We start from the raw sequence: 25,618 nt of genomic DNA, 5'->3' as shown, positions 1-25,618 counted from the left end.
CCCATGAAACAGAAACTTGTCGTGATCGGTGCCGGGATGGCGTCGGGCCGCGTGCTTGAACATCTGACCGAGACCGCGCCGGATGCGTTCGACATCACCCTGTTCAACGCCGAACCGCGCGGAAACTACAACCGCATTATGCTCAGCCCGGTTCTTTCGGGCGATAAGACCTATGAGGACATCGTCACCCATGACGGCGACTGGTACGCGCAGCGGGGCATCGCCTGCCGCTTTGGCGAGCATGTGGTGAAGATCGACCGCGAGATGAAGGTGGTCGAGGGCGAAAACGGTCATGTGCCCTATGACAAGCTGCTGATCGCCACCGGCTCGGCCCCGTTCATCATTCCGGTTCCGGGCAAGGACCTGCCCGGCGTCATCACCTATCGCGATCTGGACGACACCAACGCGATGATCGACGCGGCCGCCAAGGGTGGCAACGCGGTGGTGATCGGCGGCGGGCTTCTGGGGCTCGAGGCCGCGGCGGGGCTGGCCGAACGCGGCATGACCGTCACCGTGGTGCACCTGATGGGCCACCTGATGGAACGGCAGTTGGACGAGGCCGCCGGATACCTGCTGCGCAAGGATCTGGAACGCCGCGGGATCACCGTGCGGACCCAGGCCTCGACCAAGGCCATTCTGGGTGAGGGTCGCGCCGAGGCGGTGCTGCTGGAAAGCGGCGAAACGCTGCCCGCCGATCTGGTCGTGATGGCCGTCGGCATCCGCCCCGAAACCCGGCTGGCCACCGATGCCGGGCTGGACGTGGCCCGCGGGATCGAGGTGAACGCGCAGATGCAGAGCTCGGACCCCGATGTGCTGGCCGTGGGCGAATGCGTCGAATTCGACGGCCACCCGTTCGGCCTGGTGGCGCCGCTTTACGATCAGGCCAAGGTCGCGGCCAATACCCTGCTGGGCCAGCCGGACACCTTCGTGGTCAAGGAACTGGCCACCAAGCTGAAGGTCACCGGCTGCGACCTGTTCAGCGCCGGAGACTTCGCCGAGGGCGAGGGGCGCGAGGACATCGTGTTCCGCGACCCGGCGCGCGGGGTCTACAAGCGGCTGGTCATCGAAGATGACCGCCTGATCGGCGCGGTCATGTATGGCGACACCGCCGATGGCAGCTGGTTCTTCGGCCTGATCAAGGACGGCACCGACATCGACGAGATGCGCGACACGCTGATCTTTGGCCCGGCCTATCAGGGGGGCGACACCGCGGACCCTCTGTCAGCCGTTGCAGCATTGCCGCCTGAGGCGGAGATCTGCGGCTGCAACGGCGTATGCAAGGGCACCATCGTCGAGGCGATCGCCGCCGGGGCCACCGATCTGGCCGCCGTGCGCGCCAGCACCAAGGCCAGCGCATCCTGCGGAACGTGCACGGGTCTGGTCGAACAGGTCCTGCAGGTCACGCTTGGCGATGAGTTCCAGATGCCGGCGGCGCAACCGATCTGCGGGTGCACCGACCTGACCCACGAGGACGTGCGCCGCCTGATCAAGGCGCAAGAGTTGAAAAGCCAGGCCGCCGTCTGGCAGGAGCTGGGCTGGAAAACGCCCAATGGCTGCCATGTCTGCCGGCCGGCGATCAACTATTACCTGCTGGCCGACTGGCCGCTGGAATACCAGGACGACCCGCAAAGCCGGTTCGTCAACGAACGCAAACACGCCAACATCCAGAAGGACGGCACCTTCAGCGTCGTGCCCCGCATGTGGGGCGGCATCACCAACCCGGCCGAGCTTCGCGCCATCGCCGACGCGGCCGAGAAATATGACGTGCCCACCGTCAAGGTCACCGGCGGTCAGCGCATCGACCTGCTGGGCGTCAAGGGCGAGGACCTGCCCGCCATCTGGGCCGATCTGAACAAGGCCGGCCTGGTCTCGGGGCACGCCTATTCCAAGGGTCTGCGCACGGTCAAAACCTGTGTCGGCACCGATCACTGCCGCTTCGGGACCCAGGACAGCACCGGCCTTGGCATCAAGCTGGAACAGATCCTGTGGGGATCGTGGACACCGCACAAGCTCAAGCTGGCGGTTTCGGGCTGCCCCCGCAACTGTGCCGAGGCGACCTGCAAAGATATCGGCGTGGTCTGCGTGGACTCGGGCTATCAGATCGGCATCGGCGGGGCGGCCGGGATGGACGTCAAGGAAACCGAACTGCTGTGCCAGGTCCCGACCGAGGACGAGGCGATCGAGGTTGTGATGGCCGTCACCCAGGCCTATCGCGAGGGCGGCAAGTATCTGGACCGGCTGTACAAATGGCTGGCCAAGGTCGGCATGGACTGGGTCAGGGCCAATGTGGTCGACGACCTCGAAAACAGGCGGGCATTGGTCGCGCGGTTCGAACTGTCGCAAAGCATCTATCGCAAGGACCCCTGGGCCGAGCATGTGCGTGACAAGGCGCCGAGCTATGCCCCGATTGCAGATTTCACCCTGGAGGCCGCGGAATGAGCTGGATCGACATCGGACATATCGACGACGTGCCGCTGCGTGGCGCGCGTCTGGTGAAAACCCGTCTTGGCTGCATCGCCATCTTCCGCACGGCCGAGGCCGAACTGTTCGCGGCCAGCAATGCCTGCCCCCACAAGGGCGGCCCGCTGTCCGAAGGCATCGTGCATGGCCAGTCGGTGACCTGCCCGCTGCACAACTGGGTGTTCGACCTGAATACGGGCGAGGCCCAAGGCGCGGATGAAGGCCGGATCACCACCTATCCGGTTCGGCTGGAGGGCGGGCGCATCCTGCTGGACGCCCGCGCCGTCACCGAGCGGAGCGCCGCGTGATGGACGGCTCGAACCTGCCCGAGGTTCGATCCACCTGCGCCTATTGCGGCGTGGGTTGCGGCGTGCTGCTGCGCCCGGACGGGGCGGGAGGTCTGACCGTGCGGGGCGACCCGAACCACCCGGCGAATTTCGGACGGTTGTGTTCCAAAGGCACCGCGCTGGGTGAAACGGTCGGGCTGGGCCACCGCCTGCTGACCCCGCGCGCCTTTGGCAGGAACGTGGGCTGGGACAACGCGCTGCAGCTGGTGGCCGACCGGTTCCGCGAAACGATCGCGGCGCATGGTCCCGACAGCGTGGCCTTCTATGTCTCGGGGCAGTTGCTGACCGAGGATTACTACGTGGCCAACAAGTTGATGAAGGGCTTCATCGGATCGGCCAATATCGACACCAATTCGCGGCTGTGCATGGCCTCGACCGTGGCCGGGCACAAGCGGGCCTTTGGCACCGACACCGTGCCCGGCACCTACGAGGATCTGGATCAGGCCGATCTGGTGGTGCTGGTCGGGTCGAACCTGGCGTGGTGCCACCCGGTTCTGTACCAGCGCGTCCTGGCGGCACGGCAGGCGCGCGGCACCCGGATCGTGGTGATCGACCCGCGCCGCACCGCCAGCTGCGATCAGGCCGATCTGCATCTGGCGCTGAATCCGGGCAGCGACGTGGCGCTGTTCAACGGGCTGCTGACCGAGATTCATCGGCGCGGGGCCGTGGACCCGGACTTCGTGAGGCTAACCTCGGGTCTGGAAGCCGCACTGGAAACGGCCGGAAACGACCAGATCTCGGAAACCGGCCTGCCTGCCGAAAAACTCGCCGCATTTTTCGATCTATGGATCAATACCCCGCGCGTCGTGACGGTCTTCAGCCAGGGAGTGAACCAATCCTCCAGCGGGACCGACAAAGTCAACGCCATTCTGAACTGCCATCTGGCCACCGGTCGGATCGGACGGCCGGGAATGGGCCCGTTCTCGGTCACCGGCCAACCCAACGCGATGGGTGGGCGCGAAGTGGGTGGTCTGGCCAACACGCTGGCTTGCCATCTGGACATCGAAAACGCCGATCATCGCGCCGCGGTTCAGGCGTATTGGCAGGCGCCTGCAATACCGCAGTCTCCGGGGCTGAAGGCCGTGGACATGTTCCGTGCGGTCGAAGATGGGCAGATCAAGGCCCTTTGGATCATCCACACCAACCCGGCGGCAACCATGCCCGAAGCTGACAGGGTCAGCCGCGCAATCGCCGCCTGCTCGTTCACGGTCGTCAGTGATCTGACGTTGAATACCGATACGGCGCGTCTGGCCGACGTTGTGTTGCCGGCCGCTGGGTGGGCCGAAAAGAACGGAACTGTCACGAATTCGGACCGAACCATCAGCCGGCAACGCGCCGTTTTGCAGTCACCGGGCCAAGCGCGCCCGGATTGGGACATCCTGGCCGAAGTTGGCCGCCGCATGGGATGGAAAACCGCGTTCGACTACGCTTCACCGGCCGAGATATTCCGGGAATACGCCGCAATGTCCCAAATCGCCGCGCAGTTCGGGAAAGACTTCGACATTTCGGGCTTCTCCGAAATTGACGAGGCGGGCTATGCCGAATTGGAACCCACCCGCTGGCCATTGGGTCGCAAGGGTGCAGGTGGGAGGTTTTTCGGTGACGGACACTTCTTTCACTCAGACAGGAAGGCCCGGATCGTTCCTGTTGCCCATCGGCGTCCGGCAGCCCGACCCGGACAGCAATATCCCTTTGTGATGAACACCGGACGCACACGGGATCAATGGCACACCATGACCCGGACCGGTCTTTCAGCCCGCCTGTCCGCCCATCTGGCCGAGCCGTTTGTGGACATTCATCCCCAGGACGCCGCCCGCGAGGGGATATCCAGCGCAGATCTTGTCGAGGTCACCAGTCCCACTGGGCGTGGTATTTTTCGCGCGCGCATCACCCAAGATGTTCGCATCGGTCACGTCTTTGCCCCCATCCATTGGACTGCGGAAACGGCGCCTTCGGGCCGGGTGGACATTCTGGTTCCCGGCACCACTGATCCGATCTCCGGACAACCCGAAAGCAAGGCCACACCCGTTTCGATCTCGGTCATGCAGGCGGCGTGGTACGCCTTTGCAGTCTCCAGGAACCCCCTGACCCCCTCGGTCTCTTACCGGGCGACGGTCCGAACGGACAACGGTTTCAGGACAGAGCTGGCTGATCATGCCCGGATACTGAATTGGGAAAAAACCGCCCGCGAATGGTTTGCGCTGACCGATGCGGACGCGGTCACGGCAGGTGACCCCGCCCGCGGTTCATTTCGCATTGCGTTGTCGCAGAACGGATGCCTGCAAGCGGCACTGTTCGTGTCGCCGCGCCCGCTGCCCCTGATGCGGGACTATCTTGCGTCGATGCCGGACATACCACCCGCACAGTTTCTGACCGGCCGCGCACCCGCAGATGCCAAGGACACCGGACCAATCATCTGCGCCTGTTTTGGCGTCGGGTTGAAGACGATCGTTGACGCGATCTCGTGCGGGCAAGCGATCAGTGTCGACGCTATCGGCGCGGCGTTGAACGCCGGAACAAATTGCGGGTCTTGCCGGCCTGAATTGGGTGCCCTGATCGACCGGTATGCCCCGGATGCCGCCGACAACCTAAGCCGTCAATTGCAGGGAGGCGTCGCCTAACCCTGTCGCATTTCTGTTGACAGGTGATCCCGCTATGGGCAGCATTTTTCCATCGGATCGACAACCAGAGTGATCAAGCCGTGATTGACTGCACCAAAGATACCCAAGGCCGCCGGGCAACCGGTTGCAACCTCGTCGTCTGACGAGGGACGGGTTTTTTCGCAGTCTTCGGATGCTGAACCAGCAGCCCGAAACGATCTGAAACTTCGCCCATGGCTTCATTTTATGCACAATCACGCTGGGCTTCGGCTGGCCGTCGATATTGGCGGCACATTTACCGATACCGTTCTGATGGACGGGCAATCCAATATCCTCGCAACGACGAAAACTCCGACGACACCGGACAACCCAACCGTCGGCGCCTTGATTGGTGCAAAGCGCGTTCTGGATGACGCCGATGCCGGTTTCCCGCAGGTTTCCGGGTTCATTCACGGCACCACTCTGGCCACCAATGCCCTGATCGAGCGGCGGGGTGCCCCGGTTGCGACAATAACCACCGACGGGTTTCGGGACATACTCGAGATTGGGTACGAACGTCGCTACAGCCAGTATGACATCAATCTGGTCAAGCCCAACCTGCTGGTCCCACGCGCTCGTGCCTTCACGATCGGCGGGCGAATGGATGCACGTGGTGACGAACTGACACCGCTGGATGTCGCCGGTATGAGCGATCTGGTGCGCCGGATTGAGGATACCGACGCCCAGTCCGTGGCGGTATGCCTGATGCATTCCTATGCCAACCCAAAGCACGAGCTGTCTCTGCGAGACCAGTTGCTCAAGGAGCTCCCCGACCTGGCTATCTCGCTCTCGCACGAAGTCAGCCCCGAGGCGCGCGAATTTGACCGCCTGTGCACCACCATCGCCAACGCCTATATCCAGCCCCAGATGGCCGGGTACCTGGCCGAGTTCCAATCCCGCTTCGCCGCAGAGGGGCTGACCTGTCCCATTCTCATGATGACGGCCGGCGGCGGTATGACAACATTGGAAACGGCCGCCCGCCTGCCGATCCGGTTGGTCGAATCCGGCCCGGCCGGTGGGGCCATCCTTGCCGCACGGATCGCGGCTGAAACCGGTGCGCGCGCCGTAACCAGCTTTGACATGGGGGGGACGACTGCCAAGCTGTGCCTGATTGATGCTTTCCGCCCGCAGACCGCGCGCAGGTTCGAAATCGCAAGGGCCGCGCGCTTCATCAAAGGCTCAGGCATGCCGGTGCGCGTCCCCGTGATCGAGATGATCGAAATCGGCGCAGGCGGCGGCTCGATTGCCAGGGTCGATCGGCTGGGCCGCCTGCAGGTTGGCCCCGAAAGTGCCGGCGCACAGCCAGGCCCTGCCGCCTTCGGCAATGGCGGCAGGGCGGCGACCGTGACAGACGCCGATGTGGTGCAGGGCCTGATCGAACCCGGCCGGTTTGCCGAAGGCCGACTGACGATTGACACAGCTGCCGCCGAACAGGCCATCACCGTGGAAATCGGGAGCGCGCTGGACCTGGCACCGGACCTGGCCGCACGTGGTCTCAGCGAAATCGTCGACGAAAGCATGGCCGCCGCAGGTCGGATGCACGCGGTCGAGTCCGGAAAAGAGTTGGCAACCCGAGTGATGATCGCCTTTGGCGGCAATGGGCCATTGCACGCAACGCGAGTGGCCCGGCGGTGTCAGGTCGACCAAATCGTGATCCCGAAGAACCCGGGCGTAGGGTCAGCGGTCGGATTTCTGTATGCCCCGGTCGCCTTCGAAATCGTCCGGTCGCGCTATGCCACTCTAGACCAGCCGGATCTCGACGGCCTCAACGCCTTTTTTGACGAAATGACAGCCGAGGCGCTGGCCGTGGTCCGCGCCGGTGCACCCGAAGCCGAGTTGTCGATCCGAAAACAGGCCTTCATGCGGTACCACGGCCAGGGTCATGAGATCGAGATCGCGCTTCCGGATCGGGCACTTGGGCCTGCAGACATCGAAATCCTGCGCCGGGATTTCGAATCCGAGTACAGCCGGTTGTTCCGCCGCGCTGTACCGGGAATGGCGATCGAGATTCTCAACTGGTCCGTCGAGGTGTCGTCACCCGCCCCTGCCCTCAGCCGGGTTCCTGACGTAGCCCAACAGCGCACGGCGCGGCCGTGCGACCATCGACGCATTCTTTGTGATGTCAGCGGGCATTGGTGCGACGCCAGTATCTACGATCGATCCGGTCTTGAACCCGGCGATTGGCTGCGCGGACCGGCGCTGATTGCCGAGCCTCAAACCACCACATTCGTCAGCGCGGATTTTCAGGCCAGCGTCGATGGCGGCGGCAATCTCTGGCTCAACCGGATACAGGAGGACGCCGAATGAACACGACGAATACCCGTCTGCAGGTCATGTGGAACCGGCTGCTAGCGGTGGTCGAAGAACAGGGCCAGGCGCTGATCCGCGCCGCCTTTTCTCCGATCGTTCGTGAATGCGGCGACATATCCGCCGGCATTTTTGATGTACGCGGCCGTATGCTGGCCCAAGCCGTTACTGGAACGCCGGGCCACATCAACACGATGGCCGAAGCGGTTAAGACCCTGTGCGGGCGATACTCCCGCTCCGAAATGAAGCCAGGCGATATTTTTCTGACCAACGATCCTTGGATCGCATCTGGCCATTTGAACGATTTCCTGCTGATGATGCCGGTTTTTCATCGTGGCAATGTGGTTGGGTTTTCGGCCTGCACCTCGCATCTGGTCGACCTCGGCGGTTTGGGCATGGGTCCCGAAGGCTCGGATATCTTTGATGAGGGGCTTCGAATCCCGCCGTGCAAACTGGTCGACCAAGGTCAGTTGAACGCGCTGCTGATGGATATCGTCAAAGCCAACTCGCGCGAGCCCATCGCCAATGAGGGCGACATCTACGCATTGATCGCGTGCTGCGAAACGGGCGCAGCGCGTCTGGCCGACATGATGGTCGAGTTTGGCATCGATACTCTGGACAGCCTGGCCGATTACATCATCGAAACCTCGCGCCGCGGCACGATCGAGGCCATTTCGGCGCTGCCGAATGGCACGTGGCACAATGTGCTGACCGTCGATGGGTACGAGTGCGAGATCGACTTGTGCGCGGCCCTGACCATCGCGGATGACCGGGTTCTGATCGACTTTTCGGGCACATCGGGCTTGTCGCGCAAAGGCATCAACGTGCCGCTCAACTATGCAACGGCCTATACGGTATTTGCCCTGCGCTGCATCATCGGCCCTGACATCCCCAACAATGCAGGCTCTTTGGCGCCATTCCACGTGACGGGACCGGCGGATTGCATCCTGAATGCGCAGCCACCCGCTCCGGTGGCCATGCGCCATACGTTGGGACAGATGACCCCGGATCTGGTCTATGGCTGCCTGTCGCAGGCTCTGCCGGACGCCGTGCCGGCCGAAGGCGCATCGTGCATGTACGACCTGCCTCTGCGCCACGCACCCGAGGCGGTTTCCCGCGGTGGCACGCAGTTTGCTCTGGAATTGGTGTTCAGCGGCGGAACCGGCGCAAGGCCAAGCCTGGATGGCCTGTCGGCGACGGCCTTCCCCTCGGGTGTCTGGGGCAGCCAGATCGAGACAACCGAGGCTGTCGCGCCTGTCCTGATCACGCGTCGCGAATTGCGCCAGGACAGCGGTGGCCCCGGTCGCCTCCGCGGCGGATTGGGGCAGAACATCGAAATACGCTCCTCCACCGGCGAGGATTTTATGCTGTTCCTTTCGGTCGAACGCATCGCAAACCCAGCCAAGGGACGGCACGGCGGACTGGCGGGCGCGCCCGGTCGCATCCGTCTCGGCCCCGACGGCCCGGACTTGCCGGGCAAGGGCGAGGTGCGAATTGGCGGCGGCGAAACGCTGATCTTCCAAACTCCGGGCGGCGGCGGATTTGGGCCACCCGATGAAAGGTCACCCTTGGCTGTTCGACAGGATGTGCGGGACGAGCTTGTGAGCGCCCGGGCCGCGCAGCATGTCTATGGGGTAAAGCCATGATCCGTCCCGTTTCCCATGTCGCTGCCATGTCACCTTATGCGTTGGCTCAGCTGGATCCGCCGGCAGGACAGCGCCTTGTTTCGCTGTCGCAGAACGAAAGCCTGCGCCCGCCAAGTCCCTTGGTCGGACAGGCCGTCGCAGAGGCGGCCGCGAACGGGCACCTCTACCCGGACCCGGACTGGACGGCACTGCGTGCGCGACTGGCCGAGCTTCATGATCTGCCCGAGCAAGGTCTGTTGTGCGGGAACGGGTCGATGGAGCTGATTGCGGGTCTGGCGCTGGCCTTTGCCGGACCAGACGCCGCCGTTCTTTCCCCTGCGAACGCATACCCGTTTTTTCGTACCGTGGCTCAGTTGGCTCGCGCCCGTTTCGACACTGCCGCCGAGGTGGACGGATGCGTATCCGTCGACGCGCTTCTGGCAGCCGTGCAACCGGATACGAGGGTGGTATTTGTGGCCAATCCCGGCAACCCGACAGGCACCCGTATCTCCCGTCGCGATCTGGTGCGGCTTTGGGAAGGGTTGCGGGACAACACACTGCTAGTGATCGACGAGGCCTATGGCGAGTTCGCCGATGATCTGAACGAGCCGATGTTCGACCTTGTCGCGCGGGGGGGCACGGTCGTGCTTCGAACTCTGTCCAAGGCCTATGGGCTGGCCGGGTTTCGCGTGGGTTGGGGCCTGTTCCCACCGCAGATCGCCGTCCAGATACGCAAGGTGATGAACCCAAACAATGTGTCGGTGTGTGGACAGGCGGCTGCCTTGGCCGCACTGAACGATCAGGACTACATGCACGAGACATGTGCCATCACGGCCGAGCTGCGCGACCGGTTCGCCGATCGCCTTCGGTCCGCCGAGTTCGACGTTCCCAAAAGCCATACCAACTTTCTTCTGATCCGCTTTGCAGACCAATCCACCGCGACCAGAGCCGACAAAGCCCTTCGGAAAAAAGGCGTTTTCCTGAGGCCGCAATCCGGCGCGGGACTGGCCAATTGCCTACGTGCCACCATCGGTCAGACTGCCGACCTCGAACTTATGGCCGCGGTTCTGGAACGTTGGGCAGAGGAGTTTCAGCCATGACACAGCCAAATTTCCACCCATCCAGAGGCCGGTCACGTTTCGGCATTCTCGTGCCGTTCACGAACACCAATCTCGAACCCGACATGACGATGCTACGGCCCGAGGGCGTTTCGCTGCACTTTGCCCGGATGGGTGGCTATGATCAGGAAGAAATACCCGATGCTGCCCAAATGCGCGGTCTTGGCGCCGCCGATCTGGATAAGCCGCTCAGGCTTTTGCATGGTGTCCGGCCGGATGTCATTCTTTATGGGTGTACCTCGGCAACGCTGACCCATGGCCCGGCCTTCGATCGCGAACTTGCCGACCGTATCAGGACCAGCAGCGGGGCGCAGACCGTCACGGCCGCGGGCGCCCTGGTGCATGCGCTGCGTACGCTGAGAGCGACACGCATCGGCTTTGCCTCTCCCTATGTCGCAGACATCAATGACTTGGCAATCCGGTTCCTGGCCGAGACTGGCATTTCAACCGTGTCGCGATCCGAAGTGACAGGCCAGCTGGACAATTACGGCCAAGGTGCCCTGACCCCGCAGGCGGTGTTTGACCTGGGTTTGGCCGCAGACTGCCCCGAGGCCGAAGTGTTGGTTTTGTCCTGTACGGACATGCGCAGCGTGGAAATCATCGACCGGCTTGAAAAAACTGTTGGCAAGCCCGTCGTCACTTCAAATCAGGCGATGGCATTCCAGGCAATGCAAATGGCCGGGATCACCACGCCACCTGCCGGATTTGGCCGGCTGATGCTGAACCTGCAACGCTTAGGCCGTAGCGCCAGAATGCGCAGTCGTTTCAGCCGAGACTTTTTGGGGTGTTCAAATCTTATACGCCCTCAATGACTTTGATTGCTCGTGCTGGAAATACCCGTTGCGGTCACACAGGTCGTTCAAATCGGATTGCAGTTCCTTGGCCTCCTTCGTTCTGCCTTCCTGCGCCAGAACCTGCACTTCGGCCGACAGCAGCCAGGCGACGAAGGCTTCCATTTCCATGTCCCGCGCCAGTTCGAGACCTCGGTTCAGGACCAGCCGGGCGTCCGGAAGTTCACCCAACACCGACTGCACCCGAGCCAGGGGAGCCGCTGCGAAACAGCACAGAACATCGATTCCAGCATCGTCAGACACGCGCAAGGCGCGGCGCAACGCAATGGCGGCGTCAGCCGGTTCGTTTCGCTGCCAGCACCAGATCCCCCGCGCGATCAGCGCAAAACTCAGGTCATAGGCCTTGCCGGTTTCTTCGGCGATCGACAGCACCTCGCGGATACCGGTATCCGCTTCGTCAAACCGATGCATCATGCTGTTGGCGTTAGCACGGGTCGCGAGCCCAAGCACCGAAATCGACCCGGTGGTGCCCGCTTCGGCCACACGGAACACCGTCTGGAAAAGATCCGCATGCTGATCAATCGCCGACCGCGCGGCCGCGAAGTTGCCGTGAAACCAAGCAGCCTGGGCCAGTGCAAAGGCCGCGTTTGCCTGCAGGCGCGGATCTTCGGCGTCGGTTGCGGTCCGCAGCGCGCGCTCAGACACTTCCATCGCTTGCCGCACATCCGCCAGGATCGTCAGCATGATCGCCTGGTCGACCTGAAACGCAACGCGCGCGGATGTGTCCCCCAACGCGTCGGACAAGGCTTCCGCCTCGCGTGAGATGGTCAGGATGCGGTTGAAGTTGCCGCTGGCCACCAGCGAAACGCGCAGACCGCGCCGGGCGCGTAGCCCGAGGTCAACAGCCACCTGAGTGCCGGTCCGCTTTTGAACTTGGTCGATGCACCGCAGGGCGTTTTCGAAATATGAGACGGCGGCCTCGAATGAAAACAGCTTTATCGACATCTCGCCGCACCGCGTATAAGCCTCGGCGGCCTCCAGCCATAACTCGCCTTTGTCCGCGTGACGGGCGATGGACTGTGCCACGTCCAGATCGTCGGATGTGCCGCGGCTCAGCAGAGTTTCATGGATCGCACGGTGCAGCCTTGCGCGGCGCTGGCGTGGAATACTGCGATACCCAACCTTCTGCACCAACGCATGACTGAACCGCAGCTGCTGGCCGTCCTGAGATTCCGGCAGCTCAAGAAAACCGCGTTCTACCAATGTCGAAATCTGGGTTTTGGCGTCGAAGCCCAGCCGCTGAAGCGTGTCGGCCAGAACACCCCACGTCCACTGCAACCCGCCGACAGCAACCAGCTGCAGAGCTTTGCGGTCCTCGCTTTGCAGGGCATCAATCCGGGATGCGATCAACGGTTGAACCCGGGCGGGGATCTCGATGTCGCCCAGGCTGTCCATCGCTCCGTCCTTGAACCCGGCTTGCGACATGCGGTCCCGCATGTGGTGGGCAAATTCTTCAACGAAAAGCGGTGTGCGGCCGCTCATGGCTTCGATGTATGAGCCCAACTGTCCATCGATGTCGCTCTGGCCCAGCAAGCGCGTGATCAGGTCCTTGCAGGCCGCCTCGCCCAACGGGGCGACCGGAACGACCTTGAGCAAGCCCATCGGGTCGTTCGTAAACAGGTTCGCGTTGCGCGATGTCAGGAGGATCAGAACATTCGTTCCCCGCACCTGACCCAGCAGGTTGTCGATAACGTCCAGAGTACCCTGGTCGGCCCAATGCAAATCCTCGAACAACAGAAGCAGGGGCTTGTCCTGTTTCATCGACAGAACCAGCCGCGACAGCATCTGGTTCAATTGCCTCCGTCGGCGAGACGGGTCCACTGCCGAAAGCGCCGGTTCCGTTTGGAAACGGCTGAACAGCGAATACAGGGCCGATCGGGTATGCGCATCCAGAAATTTGGTCCCGCCCAGAACCTCGGAAAGCTTTTGGTCCAGTTCGGCATCGGATTTGGTGTCCGACAGTCCCAAACGGGCATTGATCACGCGGGTGATCGGCAGATACGCAGCTTCTTGATCCAGCGAAAAGCAGTTGAACTCCAGAACCTGGTGCGCGCCTAGGGGCCAGTTCTCGACCAGCTCATGCAGCAGCCTGGATTTGCCGACGCCAGCCGCCCCCAACAACAGAACCGAGTTTCCTTTGCCGTCACGCGCCTGGTTCCACGCCGCAACAAGCTCGGCCAGTTCCCTTTCGCGCCCGACAAATGGCGAACGTTCGCGGCGCGCCCGCGCCATCCAGCGCGACACCTGTTCTTTGCGGCCGGTGATTTCGAACAGCTTGATCGGACCCGCACCCCCATCCAGCTCGAGATCGCCCACATGGGTATGGTCGAAAAGATCACCGGCATTCTCCAAAACCTGACCGGAAACCGTGACCACGTTCTTTCTGGCGGCGGCCTCGATCTTGCTGGCGATGTTCATGACCGGTCCTAGAAAGGCCTGCTCTTCCCCGAGGGTGTGTTGCAACTGGCCCACCAGTAGTTCGCCGGAATGAACGCCAACCCGCACATCCAACTGCCGATCGTCCAGCTTGCCGATGCGGTCGATGATCCGCTGGGCGCTGGCTATTGCCTTGACCGCGTGATCCTCGTCCGCGTTCGGTGATCCAAAAACCGCGAGCGCGCCATCGCCGGTGAACAACGTGGTTGCGCCAAACTTTTCGCAGATCGACATGATCAGTTCGATGGCAGGGCCCAGATGGCTGACGGCGTCTTCGGGATCCAAACTGCCGATCATCATGGTCGAACGAACAATGTCGGCGAACAGAACCGTGCACATTCTGCGCTCGGTCGGTTCGATCTGGACCTGTTTCCTCATGTTCAAGCGCCCCCCGACTGCCCGAGTTCAGTATGTCGCTGATCAAGGCCTTTTTCCAGACACCACGCAAGGGTGGCGCGGACCATCCACGGCATTGATATTGAGTAAAAAAACTATTAACAATTGGCCTTGTATTGCGAAAGGAACAATTATGAGTGACCACCATACTCGGGGTTTGACCCTGGAAGATGTTCAGCAGATCATTGGCCGCGGCATCCTTGACGAGGCCTTTCGAAAAGAATTCATCGACAACCCCGAAGGCGTAGTAAACCGCTTGGGAATCTCGCTCGATCAGGATGGCGAGGCGCGCAAGCTGTTGGCCGCGATTGGGAACGTCTTTTCCGGTGAATCCGACCTGAAGTCGGCGATGCAAGACATCAAGAATGCCTACGAAGATACGTCCGACGGTGTGATCCGGCCCCGCTGCGCGTAACTTCGCATGAGCGAAAGCGCGGTCGTCTCCAGTCAGGACCAAGGCGCAGCTCTGCATAAGCTGTGTCTGGTGTCCATGCCGTTTTCTTCGCTGCAACATCCCGGGCTTGGGATGTCTCTTCTTGCGCAGCTGGCGCGGGACAACGACTTTGCGACGACCGAGAAGTACTTCAGCTTCGACTATGCCGAGGCGATCGGCCTCGATGAGTATTTCATGCTGTCTGATGGCCGCTGCTATCAGGCGCTGCTGGGTGAATGGATATTCAGCGATCTTATCTACCCGCGCAGCGATCTGGACGCGATGGACTACCTGACCACGGTGCTTGGTGACTATGTGTCCGGAGTCGAGTGGCTGGCGTTCATGCAAAACGCCATTGCCGCCCGAAAGCAAGCCGGAGCATTCGTCGAACGTTGCGCCGATGAGGTGATGGAACAGAACCCGACCGTGATCGGGATTACGTCGTCGTTCCAACAGGTCATGGCCTCGATCGCACTGGCCCGGGCTGTGCGGAAACGGTCAACCGACGTGATCATCGTCATGGGCGGCGCCAACTGCGAGGGGCCGCTCGGGCGCGCGCTTTTGCAGGCGCATCCTGAACTGGACGCGGTTTGCATAGGCGAGGGCGACCATGCCTTTCCCGAGTTTCTGAAAGCTCTGAAGCCCAGCAGACCCTTGCCCGTGGTCGAGGGGTTTCTGAACCGGAGCCAATTGGATAACCCGCTGGAGGAGTCTCGACCGCGCCTGACCACGGATCTGGACAAGCTGCCCATACCGGACTTCAACGCCTTCTTTGATCAATTTCAAAACACTGCGGGACTATCAGAGCGCCTTGTGCCATCTGCTACGATCGAAACATCGCGTGGCTGCTGGTGGGGAGCGAAACACCATTGCACTTTCTGCGGGCTGAACGGCCAATCGATGACCTACCGGAGCAAGTCAGCCGAGCGGGCTTATGCCGAATTCTGCACGCTTGCCGATCTCTATGGCCCGGATCTTGTCGTGGTCGACAACATTCTGGATCACCGCTACCTCAAGACCCTGATCCCGAAACTTGCGCAGGACACGAGACCATTCCTGATGCATTACGAGGTCAAATCGAACCTCTCGCCGACCGTGATCGCTCGTCTGGCCGACGCCGGCGTTCGAAAGATCCAGCCGGGCATCGAGACCTTCGATACTCCGACCCTTGCGCATATGAGAAAAGGGGTAAGCGGAATTCAGAACATCCAGACGCTGAAACTGTGTGCCGAGGCCGGAGTTTTTGTCGAGTGGTGTTTCCTCTACGGGTTTCCCGGAGGAAGCCCCGAAGCCTTCGAACGGATGGCAAAGCTCATTCCGCTGCTGCATCACCTGCAACCACCCGGCTCGATTGGACCGGTGCGAGCGGATCGGTTCAGCCCGTATTTTGAACACCCCGAAGCATTTGGGGTCGAAGTCGAACCGGCGAAGCCGTATTCCTTCATATTCGACCTGCCGCCCGAAGAAGTCTGGAATTTCGCCTACCATTTCGACATCGTCGACAACGGTCCAAGCCCGCCAGCGCAGCGCGCGGCGTCGACGCTGGATGCTCTTTCTGCATGGCAAAGCGAGGCCGGTACGTCAGCCCTCTACGTCGAGGGCAACACGGTGATCGACCGGCGAGCGTCAGGCAAACGCGTTGTTCACCAATTGGACGATGCGGCTCGGGCCATCCTTGACCTGAGTCCAGTGATCATCGGCAGGGCGCTTCTTGGTGATCAGGTATCCGACTTGTGCGGGGTGGACGCTTTTGAAGCCGCGATGGACCGCCTTGAGAAGCTTGGGCTAATATATGTCGAGGACAAATCCGTGCTGTCCCTGGCCCTCAGATCGCCTGGCTTCCAGCGGGCGCCGACCTGGTCCGAGATCCGCAATGAGCCAGAACGTGCTTTCGCCGCTCAATTTCCAGCAGAATTCACAAGTGCACAGGTAGTGGGACCACAACCCGCGGAATGAGACCGGACCCGGAGCGTATCAATTCCCCGGATCCGACTAACACTTAAAGAGCAGCCCTGAACAATCCGGTCAGGTTTTCCTCGGTCAACTCGATGGGGTTGCCACCGCACGAAGGGTCAATAATCGCACCTTTGACCAGCTCCGGGATCGCATCCTCGGTCACGCCCAGATCGGACAGCTTGCGCGGGATGCCCAGCGAGTCGTTGAACTCCTGCACGAAGGCCCGGAATCCGTCGAACCCGCCCGAAATGCCCAGATAGGCTGCGGCTGCTTCGAACCGGTCGGCGATTACAGGCGCATGGAACTCCAGAACCGCAGGCATGCAGACCGCGTTGGTGGTGCCGTGATGGGTGTTGAACACCGCGCCGATCGGGTGGCTCATGGCGTGGATCGCGCCCAGCCCCTTCTGGAAAGCCGTTGCACCCATGGCGGCCGCGCTCATCGTCTGGGCGCGGGCGTCGATGTCGGTGCCGTCCGCATAGGCGCGCGGCAGGTACTCCTTGACCAGCCGCATCCCTTCCAGCGCGATGCCCTGGCTCATCGGGTGGTAATGCGGGCTGGAATAGGCCTCGACACAATGCGCGAACGCATCCAGTCCGGTCCCGGCGGTGATGAATTTCGGCATGCCCACGGTCAGTTCAGGGTCGCAGATCACCACGGTCGGCAGCACCTTGGGGTGGAAGATGATCTTCTTGGCATGGGTTTCCGAATTGGTGATGACGCTGGCGCGGCCGACTTCCGAGCCGGTGCCGGCCGTCGTCGGCACCGCGATGATCGGTGCGATCGCCTCGGCATCCGCGCGGGTCCACCAATCGCCAATGTCCTCGAAATCCCAGACCGGGCGAGTCTGACCGGCCATGAAGGCAACCATCTTGCCCAGATCCAGCCCCGAACCACCGCCAAACGCGATCACACCGTCATGTTCACCCGCCTTGTAGGCGGCCACACCGGCCTCGAGGTTCTTTTCATTCGGGTTCGGATCGACCTCGCTGAACAGGCCCCGGCCCAGCCCGGCGGCCTCAAGAATGTCTAGCGTCGCGGCGGTGATCGGCAGATCGGCAAGGCCGCGGTCGGTCACCAGCAGCGGGCGCTTGATCCCAGCCGCCGCGCAGGCCTCGGGCAGTTCCTTGATGCGGCCCGCGCCGAATTTTATCGTGGTCGGATAGGACCAGTTTCCAACAAGACTCATGTCAGTTTTCCTTGTGTCTAAGGCCTGCCCCGGCGAGGGGGTCGGTCCGGGGCAGGCAAATCGTCCTCAGCCCGTCACCTTTTTCAGGTGGTAGGATTTGGGACGTGTCAGGTTGTGATATCCGATGATCGACAGGCCGCCGCCACGACCGGTATTCTTGCAGCCGGTCCAGCACAGACCCGGGTCCAGATAGTCGGCCCGGTTCATGAACACGGTTCCGGTTTCGATCCGGTCTCCGATGCGTTCGGCCCGCGCCACATCGCGCGTCCACAGCGAGGCGGTCAGGCCAAATTCGCTGTCGTTCATCAAGGCAATGGCCTCGTCATCCGAAGACACCTTCATGATCCCCACGACCGGGCCGAAGCTTTCGTCGCGCATCACGCGCATGTCGTGCGTGACGTTGGTCAGGATCTGCGGCGTCAGATAGGCGCCGCCGTCATCTCCAGCAAAGGTCTCGATATGCGCCACTGCACCGCCGGCCACGGCCTCGGCGATCTGGGCGCGCACCTCGTCGGCAAAACGCACGTTGGCCATCGGCCCCAGCGTCGTCTCCGGATCCAGCGGGTTGCCCAGCTTGTAGCCCCTGACGATCTCGACCGCCTTGGCGACGAAATCGTCATACAGGCTTTCATGCACATAGATCCGCTCGATCCCGCAGCAGCACTGGCCCGAGTTGAACATGGCCCCGTCGATCAGCGTGTCGACCGCCGCGTCCAGATCGGCGTCCTCCATGACATAGCCCGGGTCCTTGCCCCCCAACTCGGTGCTGACGGGGGTAAAGGTACCGGCCGCCGCCCGCTCCATCGCCTGCCCTCCGGCGACCGAGCCGGTAAAATTCACGAAATCGAACGCCTTGCCGGCAATCAGATCGTTGGTCACGTCATGGCTCAGGAACAGGTTCTGGAACACGTCCTCGGGCACGCCAGCCGAGTGGAAGGCCCGCACCATCCGCTCGCCCACCAACAAGGTCTGCGTGGCATGTTTCAGCACAACCGTATTGCCCGCGATCAAGGCCGGCGCCACAGTGTTGATCGCCGTCATGTACGGATAGTTCCAGGGCGCCACGACGAACACCACGCCATGCGGCACGCGCTTGATGTATCGCTTGAACGTCTCGTCCTCGCCCACGGCAATATCGGCAAGCGCATCGCGCGCGATGCCCGCCATATAGGTCGCGCGTTCGCTGAAACCGCCGAACTCGCCGCCATAACGCACCGGCCGCCCCATCATCCGGGCCAGTTCCGGCACGATCTCGTCATTCATCGCACCCACGGCGGCAACGCCGGCCATCACCAGATCGATGCGCTCCTGCAGGGGCCGCGCGGCCCAATCCGCCTGCGCCGCCCGCGCCCGGCCCGCTGCGGCAAATGCCGCGTCACGATCCAGCGTGTCCCGCTCGGCAAACACCGATCCGTCGATCGGCGAGATACATTTCAACACCTGACCCATTGGTCACTCCATCCTCAAGCAAAGCAGGCCCGCTGCTTCATCTGGCCAAAAATATCCCGGGGAGCGTGAGGGGCTGGCCCCTCACATCCGCCCTCTACGCCCGCTCGAACCCGCGGGCAATCTCCCAATCGGTCACCACGCGCTCGAATTCCTCGATCTCGACCTCGGCGGCGCGGACATAGTGATCCACCACGTCATCTCCCATGGCCGCCCGCAGCATGGACGACCCATGCAACGCGTCCCGCGCCGCACGCAGGTTGCCCGGAATCATGCCCGTAGCCCCCTGATAGACATCGCCCTTGGTCGGCGGCTGCAGCTCGAGCCCCTCCTCGATGCCCGCGATCCCTGCGGCCAGCATGCCCGCGATGGCCAGATAGGGGTTCATGTCCGAACCCGGAATCCGGCACTCCACCCGCACCGCCTTGGTGCCATCCCCGCACAGCCGGAACCCCGCGGTGCGGTTGTCCACCGACCAGATGATCCGCGTCGGCGCAAAGGTGCCCTTCATGAACCGCTTGTAGCTGTTGATGTAGGGTGCCATGAAACAGGTATAGTCGGGCGCGTATTTCAGCAGGCCCGCCATGTAGTTTTTCATCAGGGCCGACATGCCCAGCGGATCGGCCTTGTCAAAAAATGCCGGTTGCCCGTCCGTCCACAGCGACTGATGCACATGCGACGAACTCCCGACCCGGTCATGATGCCATTTCGGCAGGAAGGTCGCTGCATGGCCGTGCTGCCACGCGATCTCCTTGACCGCGTTCTTGGCGATCGAGTGATACTCGGCCGTCTGCATGGCCGGGGCGTATTTGATGTTCAGTTCTTCCTGCCCGGCCTCGGCCTCGCCCTTGGAATTTTCGACCGGAATGCCCGCATCCCACAGGTGATTGCGGATCGGCCGCATCACATGCTCTTCCTTGGTGGTCTGCAGGATGTGGTAATCCTCGTTGTAGCCCGAGATCGGTTCCAGATCGCGGAAACCTTCCTTGCGTATCTGGTCAAAGCTCTTCTCAAAGAGGAAAAACTCCAGCTCGGTGGCGCACATCGCGTCATAGCCCATGGCCTGCAGCCGGTTGACCTGCTTCTTTAAAATTGACCGAGGCGCGTGCGGCACCTCCTCGTGCGTGTGGTGATCCAGCACGTCGCACATCACCATCACCGTGCCCTCCAGCCACGGCACCGGGCGCAGGGTGCTGAGGTCGGGCTTCATGACATAGTCGCCATAGCCGCGCTCCCAGCTGGTCGAGGCATAGCCGTCCGGCGTCGCCATCTCGAGATCGGTGGCCAGCAGGTAGTTGCAGCAATGGGTTTCTTCCCAAGCCCCGGCCACGAAATGACCGGCGTGGAATCGTTTGCCCATCAAGCGGCCCTGCATGTCCACCATGCAGACCAGAACCGTATCGACCGAGCCTTCGGCAACTTGGGTCTTGAGCGTGTCGAAGTTGAGCATGAGCCACCTATTTCTGCGCCGGCGCCACCTGCCGGACTGACGTTTTCGACGGCCTGCCCCCGGTATGAGGGCAGGCCGGTTTCACCTTAGCCGTACCGGTAGGGACGGCCAGCCTTTTGCATGTCGGCATTGTACTTCTTGATGATCTCGACAACCTTCGCCTTGGTCTCGGACTCGGCTGCAATCTCATCCCAGAAGGCCACTGCGGCGGCTTCGACCTGCGCCCATTCTTCATCCGGGATCGAGGTCAGCTTCATCTTGTCACCATTCACGCGCAGCGATGCCTCGCCGCCCCAATACCACCACTGGCGGTAGTAATGCGACTGGTCGGTGCAGACGCGGAACAGGGTCTGCAGATCTTCGGGCAGTTCGTTCCAACGGTCCATGTTGGCAAAGAACGACCCTGCCCAGGCGCCCGAGATGTTGTTGGTCAGGAAGTAGTTGGTCACATCCGCCCAGCCGACGGTGTAGTCCTCGGTGATGCCCGACCACGCGATGCCGTCCAGCTCGCCGGTCTGCACGGCGACCTCGATGTCCTCCCACGGCAAGGTCACCGGGACCACGCCGAACTGCGACAGGAACCGGCCCGCCGTCGGGAAGGTGAAGACCCGCTTGCCCTGAAGGTCCGCCAGGCTGTTGATCGGGTCCTTGGTGGCGAAATGGCACGGATCCCACGCACCGGCCGAGATGTGCTTGACGCCCACCTTGGAATACTCTTCGTCCCATATCTCGTTCAGACCGTACTGGTTGAACAGGACGGGAACATCCAGCGAATAGCGCGACGCAAACGGGAAATAGCCGCCGAACACGGTTACTTCGGTGGGCGAGGCCATTGAGTCGTCATCCGACTGCACCGCGTCGATCGTGCCGCGCTGCATGGCGCGGAACAGCTCGCCCGTGGGCACCAGCTGGTCTGCATAGAACAGCTCGATCTGCATCCGGTCGCCGGCGATCTGGTTGAACATCTTGATGGCCGGGTCGATCACATGCTCGGCCAGCGCGGGGCCGGCATAGGTCTGCATGCGCCAGCGGATCGTGGATTGCGCAAGCGCCGGGGTGGCCAGCGCGGCTGCCGGGGCAGCGGCGGCCCCTTTCAGGAATGTGCGTCTGTTCGTCATCTTCTCTCTCCGTTGTCGGTTTCGATGGGCGAGAGACCAACCTCTCGCAGGTGCCCCGGTATGTCCGGGGTCATTTGTTGTAGATGTAGTCGGGCAGCCACAGCGCGATCTGCGGGAAGGTCATGATGATGGCCAGCGCCAGCGTCATCACCATCACGAAGGGCAGGATCGAGCCGTAGATGTCGCGCAGCGAAATCTCGGGCGGGGCCATCGCCCGCATCAGGAACAGGTTATAGCCGAAGGGCGGCGTCATATAAGCGATCTGCGTGGTGATCGTGTACAGCACCCCGTACCAGATCAGGTCAAAGCCCAGTTCCCCCACCAGCGGCACATAGAGCGGCGCCACGATCACCAGCATCGCGGTGTCGTCCAGGAAGGTGCCCATCAGGATGAAGCTCAACTGCATCAGGATCAGGATCACCCAGGGGTTCAGACCCAGCCGTTCGGTGAACAGGGTCTCGATCGCGCGCACGGCGCCCAGCCCATCGAACACCGCACCAAAGGCCAGCGCGGCCAGGATGATCCACATGAACATGCAGGTGATGCCCAGGGTCGAGCGCACCGAGACCTCAAACACCTTGCGCGTCATCCGCCCTTTCAGCACGGCGGCGGCAAAAGCCGTCAGCGCGCCGATGGCAGAGCTTTCGACCAGCGAGGTCCAGCCATTGACGAAGGGCACCATCATCGCCGCGAAAATCGCCAGCGGCAGCAGTCCCGCGCGCAGCAGCCGCAACTTTTCCGCCATCGGCACGTCGCGCTCTTCCTTCGACAGGGCCGGGCCGAGTTCCGGGTTTATCCGGCAGCGGATCACGATGTACAGGATGAACATCCCCGCCATCATCAGGCCCGGCAGGATGCCCGCCAACCACAGCTGCCCCACCGGCTGACGCGCGATCATCGCATAAAGAACCAGCACCACCGACGGCGGCACGAGAATGCCCAGCGATGACCCGGCCTGGATCACTCCGGTCACCATCTTCTTATCATAGCCGCGTTTGAGCAGCTCGGGCAGCGCGATGGTGGCCCCGATCGCCATGCCTGCCACGCTCAGCCCGTTCATCGCCGAAATCAACACCATCAGCCCGATCGTTCCGATGGCCAGCCCGCCATTCAGTCCACCCATCCAGACATGAAACATCTTGTACAGGTCGTCAGCGATTTTGGACTCGGCCAGAACATATCCCATGAAGATGAACATCGGCAGCGTCAGCAGCGGGTACCATTTCATCAGCTTCATCGCGGCCGAAAACCCGATGTCATAGCCGCCGCGGTCGCCCCATAGCAGCAGCGCCGCCACCACGGCCACGAAACCGATGGCACCGAACACGCGCTGACCGGTCAGCAGCATCAGCATCATGGTCGAGAACATCAGGATGGCGATCAACTCATACGACATCAGATCACCTCGCGCGGGATGTCATCGCCCTTGAGGCGCAGAATATCTTTGAACAGTTCGGAAATGGCCTGCAGCAGCATCAGGATCAGCCCCACGACCATGATCACCTTGATCGGCCACAGATAGGGGCGCCACGCGGTCGGGCTGCGCTCGCCATATTGCAGGGAATAGCTGAGCGAGTCGAAGCCGCCATAGATCATCACGCCGAGGTAGAAGATCAGAAACAGAACGGTGATCGCATCGGTCCAGGCCCGCCGCCGGTGCGACCATTCGCTGTACAGCAGGTCCATCCGCACGTTCGAACCCATCTGGATCGAATACGGCCCGCCCAGGATGTAATAGGCGACCATCGCAAACTGCGCGACTTCGAGCGTCCAGAGCGACGGAAGGAAAAAGGTCTTCGAGATCGACGACCACAGCAGGATGCCCATCATCACGAAGATGCCGTACATGACGACCCGCCCGATCCAGCGGTTCATGCGGTCAATGACCGCAATATATCCCCGCATGAAGCTCATACCTGCACCCCTGTCCTCATGTGTTCTGCCCTGCGTCGGAAAAGGTTTCGACCGTGGCGGCCAGTATTGGCGTCAATAGCCCCACGATCCGATTGACCCCGGTCGGCGTGTCGATCAGATCATTGCGGATCTCGATCATCACGTTGGGCAAGCCCCGCACGATACCGTGCTCGCGCAGGGTGTGCGTGACACCATCCTCTGGCGAATAGGGTTCGTTCAACGCCACTCTCAGCCCGCAATGCGCTGCATGGTTCAGCATGACCTGAGCCGCACGGTCATCAGAGTCATGCAAAATCCCCAGTTCGACCGCCCGGGTCTTGCCGTTGTAGATTGGTGTGAAACTGTGGATCGTAATCAGAACAGGCGGTTCTGGGCGGCGGTCCAGCGTTTGCGACAAGAGACACCGGAACGGTTCATAAATGTCGCGAACTCGCTGGGCGCGCTGTTCCGCCGTCAGACCCTGATTGCCGGGCACAGCAAACACCTCGCTGCGCGGCGGCATCGAGTCTTCCCGTTCGGGCGGACGATTGCAGTCATAGACCAGCCGACTGACTCGCGAGTGTACGAGAGGCGCATCCAAGGCGCCGGCCAGTTCAACCGCAACCTCCAGCGCCCCGATATCCCAGGCCGCGTGTGAGCGGGCCGCCACGTCGTCCAATCCCAGCCCATCCAAAGCCACAGGAATGAATCGGCTTGCGTGTTCGCACACCAGAACAGCGCGTGCCGTTCCTCGCGCGTTCAACACACGTGCGGCGGGCGCTTCCAGCGGGGATAACAGGGATGACTCGGTCTTGGACTGCATGCGTAGCATTTGTTACAGCGGCCTTGGACCTGTCAAGAAAATTTCTGTAGACAAAATTACAATCACTCATATCCTGTAGCAAATTGAATAATATGAGGGCGCCGATGGCCTCTGTCGCCAAAACGGTCAAACAACGCATTCAGGACGAACTTGAAGGCCTGACCCGCTCGGAACGGCAGCTGGGATCGGTCCTGTTGCAGGATTATCCGATGGGTGGGCTGCAATCGATCACCAAGCTGGCGGCGGCGGCTCAAGTGTCCACCCCAACGGTCATTCGAATGGCGCGAAAACTGGGTTTCGATGGGTTTCCAGCGCTGCAGGAGGCGCTGCGCGAAGAAGTCGCGGCACAAATCCAAAAGCCGATCTCGAAACGCGACGCCTGGATCGTGGATGATGAAACCGAACATCCGATCACGCGTTTTGCCCAAGCCGTATGGACCAATATGCGCCACACGCTGGAGCGGCTGGACAAGTCGATGTTCGACGCGGTAGCCCAGTTGCTGGCCGATACCGAGCGCCATTTGTATGTCGTGGGCGGCCGCATCACCCGCTCGAACGCCGACTATCTGTTCAACCACATGCAGATCATCCGGCCCAACGTGACCATGCTGGGCAACTCGGCCAACGTATGGCCGCAATACCTGCTGGACATGGACGAAAGCTCGGTTCTGGTCATCTTCGACATCCGTCGCTACGAGGCGCATCTGGAAAAGCTGGCACAGGTTGCGTCCGATCGCGGGGTGACCGTCGTGCTGTTCACCGACCAATGGGGGTCGCCCATCGGCAAATCGGCCAACTATACCTTTCACGCTCTGGTCGAAGCTCCATCAAGTTGGGATTCAACGATCGCACTTCAACTCATTTCGGAAACCCTGATCGCCGAGGTTCAGGAAGCACGCTGGGAAGAAAGCAAAGAGCGTATCGAGGAGTTGGAACGCTATTTCTCGACCACACGGATTTTCCGCAGCCACGAGGCGTGACGAACAAACCACCGCCTTTAAGCCGGATTTTAGTTGTAAATGCCGCATCTGCTTGGTCGCCATCGCAGACGTCATTGGGAAATCTCCAGGAAATCCAGCTTAGGCAGTGCTGCTAAGACTTGCCTGAGTTTGCAAGAAGGCACGATACCTT

The 25,618-nt window shown here is 61.8% G+C and carries 18 protein-coding genes; 10 read left to right on the top strand and 8 right to left on the bottom strand.

Annotated features, from left to right (window positions below):
- Window positions 1-3 precede the first annotated feature (3 nt).
- From nirB to K3752_RS18520, 7 genes are all read left to right on the top strand, one after another.
- Entirely contained in the window at window positions 4-2,439 is a 2,436-nt protein-coding gene (gene nirB / locus K3752_RS18550; protein WP_260066440.1) for a nitrite reductase large subunit NirB, read from the top strand.
- Window positions 2,436-2,768 (top strand): nitrite reductase small subunit NirD, encoded by a 333-nt coding sequence (gene nirD, locus K3752_RS18545; protein WP_093963084.1) that lies wholly within the window; start codon window positions 2,436-2,438, stop codon window positions 2,766-2,768. The genes nirB and nirD overlap by 4 nt, the downstream gene beginning before the upstream one ends.
- Entirely contained in the window at window positions 2,768-5,428 is a 2,661-nt protein-coding gene (locus K3752_RS18540; RefSeq protein WP_260066437.1) for a nitrate reductase, read from the top strand. The genes nirD and K3752_RS18540 overlap by 1 nt, the downstream gene beginning before the upstream one ends.
- Before the next feature lie 225 nt (window positions 5,429-5,653).
- Complete coding sequence (locus K3752_RS18535) at window positions 5,654-7,753, top strand: hydantoinase/oxoprolinase family protein (protein WP_260066435.1); 2,100 nt, start codon at window positions 5,654-5,656, stop codon at window positions 7,751-7,753.
- A complete protein-coding gene (locus K3752_RS18530; RefSeq protein WP_260066433.1) occupies window positions 7,750-9,399 on the top strand; it encodes a hydantoinase B/oxoprolinase family protein in 1,650 nt (549 codons plus the stop codon). Before K3752_RS18535 ends, K3752_RS18530 begins: the two co-directional genes overlap by 4 nt.
- Window positions 9,396-10,478, top strand: coding sequence for a histidinol-phosphate transaminase (locus K3752_RS18525; protein ID WP_260066432.1), 1,083 nt, complete (start codon window positions 9,396-9,398; stop codon window positions 10,476-10,478). The genes K3752_RS18530 and K3752_RS18525 overlap by 4 nt, the downstream gene beginning before the upstream one ends.
- The gene (locus K3752_RS18520; RefSeq protein WP_260066430.1) at window positions 10,475-11,308 is read left to right on the top strand and encodes an Asp/Glu racemase; all 834 of its coding nucleotides are present in this window, start codon (window positions 10,475-10,477) and stop codon (window positions 11,306-11,308) included. The genes K3752_RS18525 and K3752_RS18520 overlap by 4 nt, the downstream gene beginning before the upstream one ends.
- Here the strand turns inward: K3752_RS18520 and K3752_RS18515 are convergent.
- On the bottom strand, window positions 11,285-14,161 hold the full coding sequence (locus tag K3752_RS18515) for an AAA family ATPase (RefSeq protein WP_260066428.1): 2,877 nt from the start codon (window positions 14,159-14,161) through the stop codon (window positions 11,285-11,287). The two genes, K3752_RS18520 and K3752_RS18515, sit on opposite strands and share 24 nt — an antisense overlap.
- Before the next feature lie 175 nt (window positions 14,162-14,336).
- Between K3752_RS18515 and K3752_RS18510 the strand changes: the two genes are divergently transcribed.
- Both K3752_RS18510 and K3752_RS18505 read left to right on the top strand, forming a co-directional pair.
- Window positions 14,337-14,594 (top strand): Os1348 family NHLP clan protein, encoded by a 258-nt coding sequence (locus K3752_RS18510; RefSeq protein ID WP_260066427.1) that lies wholly within the window; start codon window positions 14,337-14,339, stop codon window positions 14,592-14,594.
- Between the two features lie 6 nt (window positions 14,595-14,600).
- Window positions 14,601-16,568 (top strand): RiPP maturation radical SAM C-methyltransferase, encoded by a 1,968-nt coding sequence (locus tag K3752_RS18505; protein ID WP_260066426.1) that lies wholly within the window; start codon window positions 14,601-14,603, stop codon window positions 16,566-16,568.
- Window positions 16,569-16,611: 43 nt separating this feature from the next.
- On the opposite strand, the gene K3752_RS18500 is transcribed toward K3752_RS18505, so the two are convergent.
- The 7 genes from K3752_RS18500 to K3752_RS18470 all read right to left on the bottom strand — a co-directional run bounded on the left by K3752_RS18500 (window position 16,612) and on the right by K3752_RS18470 (window position 24,487).
- Window positions 16,612-17,757: an iron-containing alcohol dehydrogenase gene (locus K3752_RS18500; RefSeq protein WP_260066424.1), complete on the bottom strand. Its 1,146-nt coding sequence runs from the start codon at window positions 17,755-17,757 to the stop codon at window positions 16,612-16,614.
- A gap of 66 nt (window positions 17,758-17,823) precedes the next feature.
- Complete coding sequence (locus K3752_RS18495) at window positions 17,824-19,206, bottom strand: aldehyde dehydrogenase family protein (RefSeq protein ID WP_260066422.1); 1,383 nt, start codon at window positions 19,204-19,206, stop codon at window positions 17,824-17,826.
- A gap of 94 nt (window positions 19,207-19,300) precedes the next feature.
- Window positions 19,301-20,653, bottom strand: a complete 1,353-nt coding sequence (locus K3752_RS18490) for a glutamine synthetase family protein (protein WP_260066421.1) — start codon at window positions 20,651-20,653, stop codon at window positions 19,301-19,303.
- An 86-nt stretch (window positions 20,654-20,739) separates the two neighbouring features.
- Window positions 20,740-21,771 (bottom strand): TRAP transporter substrate-binding protein, encoded by a 1,032-nt coding sequence (locus K3752_RS18485; RefSeq protein WP_093963096.1) that lies wholly within the window; start codon window positions 21,769-21,771, stop codon window positions 20,740-20,742.
- A gap of 70 nt (window positions 21,772-21,841) precedes the next feature.
- Window positions 21,842-23,167, bottom strand: coding sequence for a TRAP transporter large permease subunit (locus K3752_RS18480; RefSeq protein WP_170369364.1), 1,326 nt, complete (start codon window positions 23,165-23,167; stop codon window positions 21,842-21,844).
- Complete coding sequence (locus tag K3752_RS18475) at window positions 23,167-23,685, bottom strand: TRAP transporter small permease subunit (protein WP_170365895.1); 519 nt, start codon at window positions 23,683-23,685, stop codon at window positions 23,167-23,169. Before K3752_RS18475 ends, K3752_RS18480 begins: the two co-directional genes overlap by 1 nt.
- Window positions 23,686-23,701: 16 nt before the next feature.
- Window positions 23,702-24,487: an N-formylglutamate amidohydrolase gene (locus tag K3752_RS18470; RefSeq protein WP_260066417.1), complete on the bottom strand. Its 786-nt coding sequence runs from the start codon at window positions 24,485-24,487 to the stop codon at window positions 23,702-23,704.
- A gap of 104 nt (window positions 24,488-24,591) precedes the next feature.
- On the opposite strand from K3752_RS18470, the gene K3752_RS18465 reads away from it, so the two are divergent.
- Window positions 24,592-25,467 carry a MurR/RpiR family transcriptional regulator gene (locus K3752_RS18465; protein WP_093963099.1) on the top strand — a complete coding sequence of 292 codons (876 nt, stop codon included), beginning with the start codon at window positions 24,592-24,594 and terminating at the stop codon, window positions 25,465-25,467.
- Window positions 25,468-25,618: the final 151 nt, after the last annotated feature.

Origin of the sequence: Ruegeria sp. B32 (genome assembly GCF_025141855.1) — a bacterium.
GTDB classification, from domain to species: Bacteria; Pseudomonadota; Alphaproteobacteria; order Rhodobacterales; family Rhodobacteraceae; genus Ruegeria; species Ruegeria arenilitoris.
This window is presented reverse-complemented; position numbering and strand designations above follow the sequence as displayed.

Coding starts and splice junctions, on each gene's coding strand:
- nirD (WP_093963084.1), top strand. CDS start 2,436: ATGAGCTGGATCGACATCGGACATATCGACGACGTGCCGCTGCGTGGC.
- K3752_RS18505 (WP_260066426.1), top strand. CDS start 14,601: ATGAGCGAAAGCGCGGTCGTCTCCAGTCAGGACCAAGGCGCAGCTCTG.
- K3752_RS18535 (WP_260066435.1), top strand. CDS start 5,654: ATGCACAATCACGCTGGGCTTCGGCTGGCCGTCGATATTGGCGGCACA.
- nirB (WP_260066440.1), top strand. CDS start 4: ATGAAACAGAAACTTGTCGTGATCGGTGCCGGGATGGCGTCGGGCCGC.
- K3752_RS18465 (WP_093963099.1), top strand. CDS start 24,592: ATGGCCTCTGTCGCCAAAACGGTCAAACAACGCATTCAGGACGAACTT.
- K3752_RS18540 (WP_260066437.1), top strand. CDS start 2,768: ATGGACGGCTCGAACCTGCCCGAGGTTCGATCCACCTGCGCCTATTGC.
- K3752_RS18530 (WP_260066433.1), top strand. CDS start 7,750: ATGAACACGACGAATACCCGTCTGCAGGTCATGTGGAACCGGCTGCTA.
- K3752_RS18480 (WP_170369364.1), bottom strand. CDS start 23,167: ATGTCGTATGAGTTGATCGCCATCCTGATGTTCTCGACCATGATGCTG.
- K3752_RS18500 (WP_260066424.1), bottom strand. CDS start 17,757: ATGAGTCTTGTTGGAAACTGGTCCTATCCGACCACGATAAAATTCGGC.
- K3752_RS18475 (WP_170365895.1), bottom strand. CDS start 23,685: ATGAGCTTCATGCGGGGATATATTGCGGTCATTGACCGCATGAACCGC.
- K3752_RS18485 (WP_093963096.1), bottom strand. CDS start 21,771: ATGACGAACAGACGCACATTCCTGAAAGGGGCCGCCGCTGCCCCGGCA.
- K3752_RS18515 (WP_260066428.1), bottom strand. CDS start 14,161: ATGAGGAAACAGGTCCAGATCGAACCGACCGAGCGCAGAATGTGCACG.
- K3752_RS18525 (WP_260066432.1), top strand. CDS start 9,396: ATGATCCGTCCCGTTTCCCATGTCGCTGCCATGTCACCTTATGCGTTG.
- K3752_RS18490 (WP_260066421.1), bottom strand. CDS start 20,653: ATGCTCAACTTCGACACGCTCAAGACCCAAGTTGCCGAAGGCTCGGTC.
- K3752_RS18470 (WP_260066417.1), bottom strand. CDS start 24,487: ATGCAGTCCAAGACCGAGTCATCCCTGTTATCCCCGCTGGAAGCGCCC.
- K3752_RS18520 (WP_260066430.1), top strand. CDS start 10,475: ATGACACAGCCAAATTTCCACCCATCCAGAGGCCGGTCACGTTTCGGC.
- K3752_RS18495 (WP_260066422.1), bottom strand. CDS start 19,206: ATGGGTCAGGTGTTGAAATGTATCTCGCCGATCGACGGATCGGTGTTT.